General features: G+C 66.6%; 10 protein-coding genes. 3 read left to right on the forward strand and 7 right to left on the reverse strand.

Going from position 1 to position 8,849, the window contains the following annotated elements; genetic code table 11:
- From C1I95_RS28915 to C1I95_RS28945, 6 genes are all read right to left on the reverse strand, one after another.
- Positions 1-581 (reverse strand): hypothetical protein (locus C1I95_RS28915; protein WP_146605889.1); only part of this gene is annotated, 581 nt, incomplete at its 3' end.
- A 351-nt stretch (positions 582-932) separates the two neighbouring features.
- Positions 933-1,868, reverse strand: a complete 936-nt coding sequence (locus tag C1I95_RS34950) for a hypothetical protein (RefSeq protein WP_146605890.1) — start codon at positions 1,866-1,868, stop codon at positions 933-935.
- Between the two features lie 509 nt (positions 1,869-2,377).
- On the reverse strand, positions 2,378-2,914 hold the full coding sequence (locus tag C1I95_RS28925) for a hypothetical protein (protein WP_111218571.1): 537 nt from the start codon (positions 2,912-2,914) through the stop codon (positions 2,378-2,380).
- A gap of 103 nt (positions 2,915-3,017) precedes the next feature.
- Positions 3,018-3,140 carry a hypothetical protein gene (locus C1I95_RS36970; protein WP_267900726.1) on the reverse strand — a complete coding sequence of 41 codons (123 nt, stop codon included), beginning with the start codon at positions 3,138-3,140 and terminating at the stop codon, positions 3,018-3,020.
- Positions 3,141-3,454: 314 nt separating this feature from the next.
- The gene (locus C1I95_RS28935; protein WP_111218575.1) at positions 3,455-3,781 is read right to left on the reverse strand and encodes a hypothetical protein; all 327 of its coding nucleotides are present in this window, start codon (positions 3,779-3,781) and stop codon (positions 3,455-3,457) included.
- An 813-nt stretch (positions 3,782-4,594) separates the two neighbouring features.
- Positions 4,595-4,918: a hypothetical protein gene (locus C1I95_RS28945; protein WP_111218579.1), complete on the reverse strand. Its 324-nt coding sequence runs from the start codon at positions 4,916-4,918 to the stop codon at positions 4,595-4,597.
- Between the two features lie 632 nt (positions 4,919-5,550).
- Here C1I95_RS28945 and C1I95_RS28950 point away from each other — a divergent pair.
- Positions 5,551-6,378 (forward strand): helix-turn-helix domain-containing protein, encoded by an 828-nt coding sequence (locus C1I95_RS28950; RefSeq protein ID WP_158566494.1) that lies wholly within the window; start codon positions 5,551-5,553, stop codon positions 6,376-6,378.
- A 152-nt stretch (positions 6,379-6,530) separates the two neighbouring features.
- Here the strand turns inward: C1I95_RS28950 and C1I95_RS37375 are convergent, their stop codons facing one another.
- Positions 6,531-6,881, reverse strand: a complete 351-nt coding sequence (locus tag C1I95_RS37375; RefSeq protein WP_438941348.1) for a DUF397 domain-containing protein — start codon at positions 6,879-6,881, stop codon at positions 6,531-6,533.
- A 313-nt stretch (positions 6,882-7,194) separates the two neighbouring features.
- Here C1I95_RS37375 and C1I95_RS28960 point away from each other — a divergent pair, with 313 nt between their 5' ends.
- Both C1I95_RS28960 and C1I95_RS28965 read left to right on the forward strand, forming a co-directional pair.
- On the forward strand, positions 7,195-7,911 hold the full coding sequence (locus tag C1I95_RS28960) for a DUF1889 family protein (protein ID WP_146605892.1): 717 nt from the start codon (positions 7,195-7,197) through the stop codon (positions 7,909-7,911).
- Between the two features lie 633 nt (positions 7,912-8,544).
- Positions 8,545-8,849, forward strand: a 305-nt coding sequence (locus tag C1I95_RS28965; protein ID WP_199523959.1) for a hypothetical protein, incomplete at its 3' end; no start/stop codon positions are given.

The following is an 8,849-nucleotide window of genomic DNA, read 5'->3' on the forward strand; positions in this document are numbered from 1 at the left end:
GGGTAGCGCCACATGGGGTAGGTGGTGGTGCCGCCGGGGAGGCTGAATGGTTCGTGGGGTAGGTAGCCGTGTCGGGCGTACAGGTCTCGTTCGGCGGTGGTTGTCGCCTCGGCGTACGTGGGGAGCAAAGCTTGGCCCATGCGGGCGTTGCTGGTGGCGAGCAGGGTGGCGGCGCGCCTGTTGCGGTGGGGAACGGGTGCGACGCTGAGGAACGCCAGGTGGTTGTGGGGGTCGGTGGGCCGGTGGGCGCGCAGCACGTCGTCGAGGTGAAGGAAGCGGTCGAGGTGGTCGCCGCAAGCGACGGCGAGCCGCTTCCCGTAGCCCTTCGGCGGTGGGACGGGGCCATACCGGTGCAGCCACACGGCGGCGGCGGAATGATCCCTCAGGAGGTACGCCTCGCCGGAGAGCAGAGCGTGCTCGACCCAGACGCGGATGACGGCGGCGAGCACGTCACGCCGGCGGTGTCCCTCGGGTACGAGCCATGCGCCAACGGCGCTCTCGGCGAAGGGGCCGACGACAAGATCGACGATCTCGGGGATGTCTCCCCATCGAGCAGGGCAAGCGGGCAGGGTGTTGCGCACGGACCTCTCCTGTTGGTGGGTGTGACTGGTCAGCGGACGGCGGTCATTGCCGGGTTCGGCGCTTTGGCTCGCGCCGTGTACGTCATTGCTCTTCGCCAGCCCCTTGTGGCGGCTGCCGACGGGTGCGAAGGGGGCGACAGGGAGGGCGCCTGCAAGGATCAGGCGTGGCCATATGTGCGGGTGCCGGGCCTCAGTCAGCAGCGGCGACAACGGCTCCTAGCAGCGGGGTGACTGCTCATCGCGGCTGCGATCATCCACAGGAGGATGGGAATTCCGGCGTCGGGCCTGTCGGCACGCATCACCGTTCACCCCAGCCGGCAGTTCCGCCTCTCGCCGGGGCAGCCGGGACTCTCAGGCGGGTCTGGTGTCCGGTTGGCTCGACCGGTGCGCCAGCTTGTCGCACTGCGGGAGGCGGCGGCCAACAACGTGGAGGTTCGGCGACCAGGAGCGAGGTGACGCGTCGGCGGGGATGCCAGTCCCGGCGGCAGCGGAGCCGCCTCCGGCCGTGCTGACAGGGGCGGCAGGCGTCACACCCGCAGTTCCCCCTAGTCCGCCCAGCCGGGGCACCTGCACCATCTCGCCAGTGCCCGCCGGCACCTCATCGCGGCTTGTCGGCCTGGCCGGAACATCCGATGACGGGGCTTTCCGGCAGTTCACCACGACCGGCAGCGTTGGGCGGGCGACCGCAGGGCCGGGGATCGGCGCGTCCGCCCGGGCCGGCACCGGCGCGCTGTCGACGGGGGCGTCCGGCGCGGCTGGAGTCGCAGCGGGTCCGCCGATGATCGGCTGCGTCAGTCCGAGCACCGGGGCCAACGCGGGAGGCAGAACGTCAACGATCGGCTCGGCGGCCGGCCGGACGACATCGACGACCGGCTCCAACAGCCGTATCTCGGATGACTCCTCCACCACCGCCGACGCCAGGTCCACCACCAGACGCGTTGCCGGGCCGATTGCCTTGGCGCCCTTCTCCTCGCCTGGCACTGTCGCAGCATCCTTCGCTCGGTGTACCTCCGCCCTCGCCGACGGCTTGCCTGTTGGTGCTCCTGCCGATGTCTCCACGGCCGTCAGCGGCTGGCCCACGTTTCCAACCGTCACATCACCGCTGGCGCGGGCTGGCTGGCCATGCAGGGCCGAACCAGCGGGTGAGGAGCACGGCGTACCGATCACGGCACCGTCGAGAATCGCTGCGCCAGCGTTGAGTAGGTGACCGAGCGTGCAAGGCGGCGCCTCGACCGCAAAAGCCACGTCATCCACAACCGCTTCGTGAACGCCCCACACGCCGAACACGCCACCAACCAGGAGTGCCCCGCGCAGCGTCCACCGGGCCAGTCGGCCTCGACACCGCGACATCGGGCACCTCCGAACGGAACGCCACATCCTCACGCGAAGGTGTTCAATTCTGCCTTCGTGGCCGCGCAGACACCCGCCGACACACCGACGAGTCCACCGCTCGCCCACGCCCCCTGGTCCTCGGCACGACCATGCTGACGATGTGGGATATCAGAACTGTCCGAACGCTGGCCGTCGTGGCGCCTGGCAATGCTCGACGAAGAGGCGTCGAGGCGACGTTTTCGTAGAGATACGCATGGCAGAAACCTCACGTATGGATTGAAAGGGGATGGGGACGGGCACCGACGAGCACCGCGCCTCTGACGACCAATGCCCAATGAAGTCACGGACGGCCGACTTGACGCAGGTGGACCCCACCGGCGGCTTGCGCGACATGCTGCATCCCACGTCATGCTGTTGTCGGAGGGCCCGTCGATCGAAAGTTCCGCGAAACCGCCCGACGGGCGTCAATCCCTTCCGGCTACCTGGCGGAACATCCAGTCCACGTCGAGCCGCTCAGCCTCCAGCCGGCCGATGGACTCCAGAAAATCCTCGACCTCGGGTCGGTAGTACGCCGGATTCCCCGAGACCCGACCCATGATCGCCGGGAAGTCCTCGCGCTGCGCCCACTGGCGCACCGCCTCTCGGCTGACCTTCCCGCCGGCCATCCGCAGAATCTCGGCAAGGCCGACCAGCGGCAGGTCCTTGACTCCGAACGTCGCCGCGGCCATGTCGCTGTAGGTGCCCACATGAAACTCCGCCAGCATCGGCGGCCGACCCTTGCCCCCATGTCGACTGGCAGTAAACCCAGCCACCTCGTAGGCCCGCCGACGGGCGGCGTCGACCGCCTGAAACAGGTTCACACCCTCCACCTCGAAGGCGAACCCGGTCCGGTTCCGGTCTCCGTGGATGGAGACGCTACCGCCGAACAGATCCACGGCCTCTTCCGCGGTCTCCACAGTGATGACTTGGTCAAACTCAACACGAGCCGCCCACGTCGCCATCCAACGACCTCCTTCCTCTCGTCAAGGACACGATAACGGAACACTTGACGGCGTCAAGCCAAGAGTCTGCGACGTCGGGGCTCCATCGCTGAGCCGCTGCTCATCAGGGCAACGACCACTGGACCCGACCGGACAGCGGGACTGCCTCGAGCGACCCACTGCCGTCCGGGTCGTCGAGCGGGTTGTCCAGCACCACTGTTGAGGTTGATCCGACCGTCTCCAGCATGTCGATACCGTCCGAGCTGCAGGTGTTCACCGTGGAGAGCGCCAGTGGGGGAATGGCGGTGTCCGAGCCGGCCAGGCCCTGCTCGGCGAGGAAGTTATGGGCGTTGGGCAGGACGCTGTCGGGGTACGGCTTGGAGCACAGAGCCAGTTACACGATGACCTGCAAAGTTCCGCAAGCCGACGGATGGACGTCGGGTACATCGAGGACCGCCGCCGTCCACCAGGACGACTGCCTGATCTAACTACGTTGCGTCACCCGAGGACGGGAGGCATGGGCACGGATCGCGGCATGTGCGGACGTTGAACTGATACGGATCATGCGTTCGTATGCGGAGCGCGCTGCAGCCAAGGGCGGACGCGTGGAGCCGTGATCACCGTAGCCAGCGCGAGGAGGCTGATGATGGCCTGCGAGATTCGGGACGTCGGGGTCGCGCCGGATAGGCCGTAGACGGCGTACCCGTTGGCGGCGGCGTCCGCCACGAGGACAAGGATGGCGAAATGCAGCCCGATCGTCCGGCGAGCGAACAGCAGCGACGCCGTCAGCGGGTCGAGCAAGGTCAGCGATGTGAAGTAGATCGCGAGCCAGGTCGGTGCCCAAGCGTACGGCGGCCACCCGCCAGTAGCGAGCTGAACCAGATGCACGACGCCGTAGCGGTGCTATCAGGGACGTGGTCGAGTCATTTCGCCGGTCCGAAGGACCAATGTGATGCCTCCCGAGCCAGTTCCATGCACTGACGTCTACCGATCATTGGCGGCCTTCGGTCACGGCCAAGTTACTCGCTGTCAATCGACGCGGCACTGACCCCGATGGGCGGGATTTGGTGGATTGGCTGGGTTGATCGCTATGCACAGGTACTGCGTGGAACGTGAGCACCGAAATTCACGCGAAGAATCGATGCGGATACTTTCCGTAGCCGGCGCTGCTGGTTGACTGAGCGGTCTCTAGCTGCTGGGCTGGGTCGCTAGGGGGACGGGTGTTCTCTGAACGGTTGGTTTATGCCACCCGGCGTGATGTCGTTGGGAACAGTCCATTGTGGTTGTGTAGGCCGCGTGGGAGTCGCATCGGGAGGGGTGATGGTGTGGCGAAAGAGAGATCGGATTCCTTAGGTGGAGAGGTCCGGCGCGGTCTTACGGCGGTGGGCGGCGGCGCCGCCGGCAGCGGCGGTGCGAAGGATGTCCGTGCGTCGGGTGTGCCCATTCGGGCGTCTGCGCGGCGGCGGGTTCCGGTGCTGGTCGCCGCCCTCGTGGTGGGATGCCTTTCGGCGTTGGTCTCGGCGGCCGTGATGGTGACGGGGGTGTGGTTGTTGCTGAGTGAGCGGAGTGCGTCGACGAGAGGGCTGGTCGTCTTCGTCGGGACGGTGGCTGGTGCGGGGGTCGGGGGATGGTTCGGTCAACCCGTGGCGGCGCGCCTGCTCGCGTCGCTTGACGGCGAGCGCCGTGATGGGTGAGTGGGTGTCAATGGCGACGTCGAGGTCGGCGAGAACGATCCTTGGTCGATGCTGCGCGGCTGGGGGTCCGCGACCGCAGCAGACACAGCGTGGTGCCGTAAAGGGATCCCGCCCCTAGCGCGGCGGGAAGCATCACGGACAGCGCGTCGGCGTCGAACACGCTGGCGATGGCTAGGCCAACCAGCAGGAACGCCACGGGCGGCACGACCTTCAGTGCGAGGGCAGCCAGCACGTGCGCCCGGAGCAACCGGATTTCCTCGCCGACGTTGTCCGTCGCGGCGGCCCGCCGCTCGTGGAAGTCGAGGAAGATCGCCGGGAAGGCTGGGCGCACGGCGGACCGACTGTTCGCGGCCCCTGGCGGCTTTCCGCTATGTCGTCGGCGAGCCCGGCCAGGGTCGCTGAAGGGGATCACCTGCCCGCCGGCCGGCCTAGTGCCGGGAGCTGGCGGAAGCTGCCGCCGCTGGTTGACGGTGCGCTCGGCCTTTGACATGGCGGCGTGGGAACGCTTCGCCTGACGCGTGCGGATCCGGTCACTTGCCGTGACGGGATTCGGCTCCGGGTCGCGCGAGGTGCGGTGCTTCTGGGAGGGCACGCGCGGTTGATCGGCTGACGGGTTGCCGCCCGCCTGGGGACCTGTGGGCACCGAGTGGACTCCGGTTCGTGATGGTGACATGACGTCGGGTGGAGGCGTCGTTGCCTCGTCAGGTCGGGCCGGCAGCACCCCCTCAGGTCAATCGAGTGGTGTGGATTTTGCGTTCAGCATGTTGAGTGCCAGCGAGGGATCGTACACGGAGGTAGGTACTACCTAGAAGTAACGCTCACATAGTCACTACCTGATGCACTGAAGGTCGCAGTGAGTGATCGTCTAGTGTCTCCGTGGCAATGGTTCACATGCTGTTACAGGGGGAAGTCGGACGTATGGTGCAAGACATCGATCCCGCCGTCCAACGGCGACGATTGCGGGTGCGGCTGAGGCAGGCACGGGACGCGAAGAGGCTGACCCAGAAGGACGCCGCCCAGGCCCTCGGATGGGGGCCGGCAAAGATCATCCGGATCGAGACCGGCCAGGTCGGAATCTCGGACACCGACCTCAAGGCGCTGCTCCAGCTATACGGGATCACCGATCCCGACCAGGTCACGACCTACGTCGAGATGGCCAGGCAGAGCCGGAAGCAGCACTGGAACATCTACCGGGACATCCTCAACCAGGACTTCCTCATCTACCTGGGATTCGAGGGCTCGGCATCCATGCTCCGGCAATCGGAGGCGCTCATTCTGCCGGGACTCCTGCAAACCGAGGAGTACGCGCGGGCAGTCATCCACGCCTTCAACCCACCCGACACCTCCCCCCAGCTTATGGAGCGGCAACTGGAGGTCCGCATAAAGCGGCAGGAAATCCTCGACCGCGCTGACCCACCCACGCTGACCTTCGTCCTCGACGAGGCGGTGATCCGCCGCGCGGTCGGTGCGGCCGACGGCAGCCCGAAAGTCATGCAGCGGCAACTGGCGCATCTCAACGACCTCGGAAGCAGAGACAACGTCCACCTACGCGTCGTCCGGTTCGACCGCGGCGCCCACACAGGACTCATGGGACCGTTCGTCATCCTGACGTTCCCCGACCCAGGCGACGACGAGCTCCTGTTCCTTGAAAACGGCCCACACAGCCTCGCGACACGCGACGACGCGAACGTGATCTCCTTCTATGCCCAACAGTTCCTTGAGCTGGAGAAGATCGCACTAAGCGAGACAGACACCGCACAGCTCATCGAACAGGTGCGCGCGGAAATGTAGGCCACCCCCCGGCCTACATTTCCGCGCCACCGCCGAACATGCCGATGCGCACCCCGCCCGTGGATTAGCCCCCTCCTACACTGGAGCGCGCACACCCCTCTGAGCCGCGGCGGGCGGGCTCGCACCGCGCACCCTCACCCCACGTCGAACGATCAACCGGCGTCGCCGCGCCAAGTGCACCCGCTTTTCAACCCACGCATCAGCGACTCCCACGAGTCTCGTCCGATAGCAAGAACCGGACCCGCCCGATCCTGGGAATCCCGCACCAGCACGCTATCGCCGCCGGCCGCCACTTCGACACAGTTGTTGTTACCCGCCCCACTTCTCGAACTCTTCCGCCAGTCAGCACGGTTCACGGTCAAACCTCCGAGAGGATCGTCTGATGCTGTCAAATGCCACCTTTGCAGGCTTCGCCGAATTGTGCGGTCTACGTACCTTGTGAAGATTGATAGAGGCCAGCACGGTTTATAATAGGCGCCATCGTACGCTGCGGCAGCAACCACCTACGGCGAGTCATGGCTTCGCGTGACGGTCGCTATCGCGGCAGCGGCTAGCGATGCCAGAACGGCTATTTCGGCGTCTTTTGAACCGATTTGCCCTAGGTTGGGATGACGCGATTGGTAATCCGGTATCCCGGATGGAGGAGCTTCAGCATCCCGGAGGGGTGCGGCGAGCCTCTGCCTCCGCGCAATCCGAGCAGCTGCGGTGGCCAGACCAGGCTGCAGGCCAGGGGCGTTGCCCGATCAGCCGCGTCAACAACGCTGCTGGGCGTTACAGTCCGCCGAACTGTCGGAGCTGCGCTCTACGCTGGCGGACATGGCTCTGAAACCCGCGCACGTCCGCTGTCCGCTCTATGCAGCGTTACGCGACGAGACTACGACAGTGGATGTGCAGGAATCCCTGGCGGCTGACTGGCTGGCTTCGCAGCCGGGCCAACCCCTGATTCTGGTCGGCCAGATCAGGGACTACGGCGATAGCATGCTTGCCGAACAGTTTCCGCGTGCCGTGGTCGGGAAACTCGGGCAGCGGACCGGTGCTGGCCACCGTGGCCCGCTGCTGGTCGCCTGGCCCAATCTCGCGCACCTCGCCCAGTTACAGCATCTGGACAGTGCAGAGGCGATCTGCGTCATCGAGGGCGTCGGGGTACTCCAGGCGCCGTGGCTTCGCGCCCAGCGCGCCATCGACCTCGCCACCGGTGTCAGGCTGGAGCCCAAGGCGGACATCGTTCCGCCGGTCGTCGCCGTCGCAGTAAGGTCGCTCATTCCGATGCTCAATGGCCTTAGCTCTTCACGGGACAAGCCCACCGTGGTCGACGCCTTCTGCCACCTCAAAGCCAGCGGCTACGGGTTGGACCCAACCGCGGTGTACGAGTTCGCCCTGCACGTCGGCGCAGACGGCGGCGAGGCCTCCCTGATGTATGAGGTGGCCACCAAGCTGCGCGCGGGCCACAACTTCCGACGAAGCCAGCGCCTTCGAGCCGACATCGTTCGCCACTGGGAGAAGGACGCAGCGGCGCACGGCGGTCGAAACTGACGGCGGGCCCGGGGTGCCCCAGCAGTCGGTGCGCAAGGAGCCTGGTCGCGCCTCACCTGCGCCGACCTGGTCAAGCTCGTCCGAAGGCCATGCAGTCAACGCCACCAAAGGCATCCAGCCAAGCCAGATGAATAGGCAAGAGAAGCGGCGGCAACGCCGGCGACACCGCCGAGGATAGTTGTCACCGAGGCGATCCAGCCTCGCAGCGCGGGCCGCCCTCGCGACGCTTGCCGGCAACGGGCGACGCTGTCGCGGAATGTCCTGGCCGACGCGATGCGCTAGACCGGGCACGCGGTGTCGAACGCCAGCACCGCACCCCTGGTGAGAGACCGAAAAGCGCAGCAGGGAAGCACTGTAACCGGCCATGCGTTCGGCGCATAGTCCAGCTTGCGGCGCGGCATGGTGGCGTAGCTCCACGGCCTGCGTCGGTCGGCGAAGTGGTGCTGTTGCACGTGAAGCCCACTGTAGGCATGGCGTCGCAGCGTCTGGCGGCTCGCATCCGGGTCGTTGGGCAACGAGATGAAGGGCTGGGCGCTTCTGGAGTTGCATTGTTGGTGATCGCTATAGTCCTTGCGGTGTGTCAGGTTGGGGTGACTGACAGCGCAAGGGGGTCTGCCGGTGAGCTGGGATGTCGTGGCGGCGGAGGCGGCGAAGACCGTCACGGCAGGCGTCGGTGGTGTGGTGGTGGCCGGTGCGGGTGGGGTGATGCGGGCGTTGCTGCGTCGGCTCGGCGCTTTGCCGAATGATCCGGAGAAGTTGCGGGTCGCGATTCTGGCGGCGGGTGAGCGGGATCCGCAGTTTGCGGTAGAGGTCAGTGTCGCGCTGGCGGCGGTGGCGGGCGCGGTGACCGGGAGTGGCGTTCTGCCGCCGGCGGTGTTCCTCGATCGGGATGCGGCGCGGGCGGAGTTGGCGGAACCGGGTGTGCATCTGGTGGCGGG

The organism is Micromonospora craterilacus, assembly GCF_003236315.1.
Classification (GTDB): Bacteria; Actinomycetota; Actinomycetes; order Mycobacteriales; family Micromonosporaceae; genus Micromonospora; species Micromonospora craterilacus.

Bases quoted from the DNA above. Each gene is read 5' to 3' on its own strand.
- C1I95_RS28925 (WP_111218571.1), bottom strand. From the start codon at position 2,914: ATGGCGACGTGGGCGGCTCGTGTTGAGTTTGACCAAGTCATCACTGTG.
- C1I95_RS36970 (WP_267900726.1), bottom strand. From the start codon at position 3,140: ATGCTGGAGACGGTCGGATCAACCTCAACAGTGGTGCTGGACAACCCG.
- C1I95_RS28960 (WP_146605892.1), top strand. From the start codon at position 7,195: ATGGCTCTGAAACCCGCGCACGTCCGCTGTCCGCTCTATGCAGCGTTA.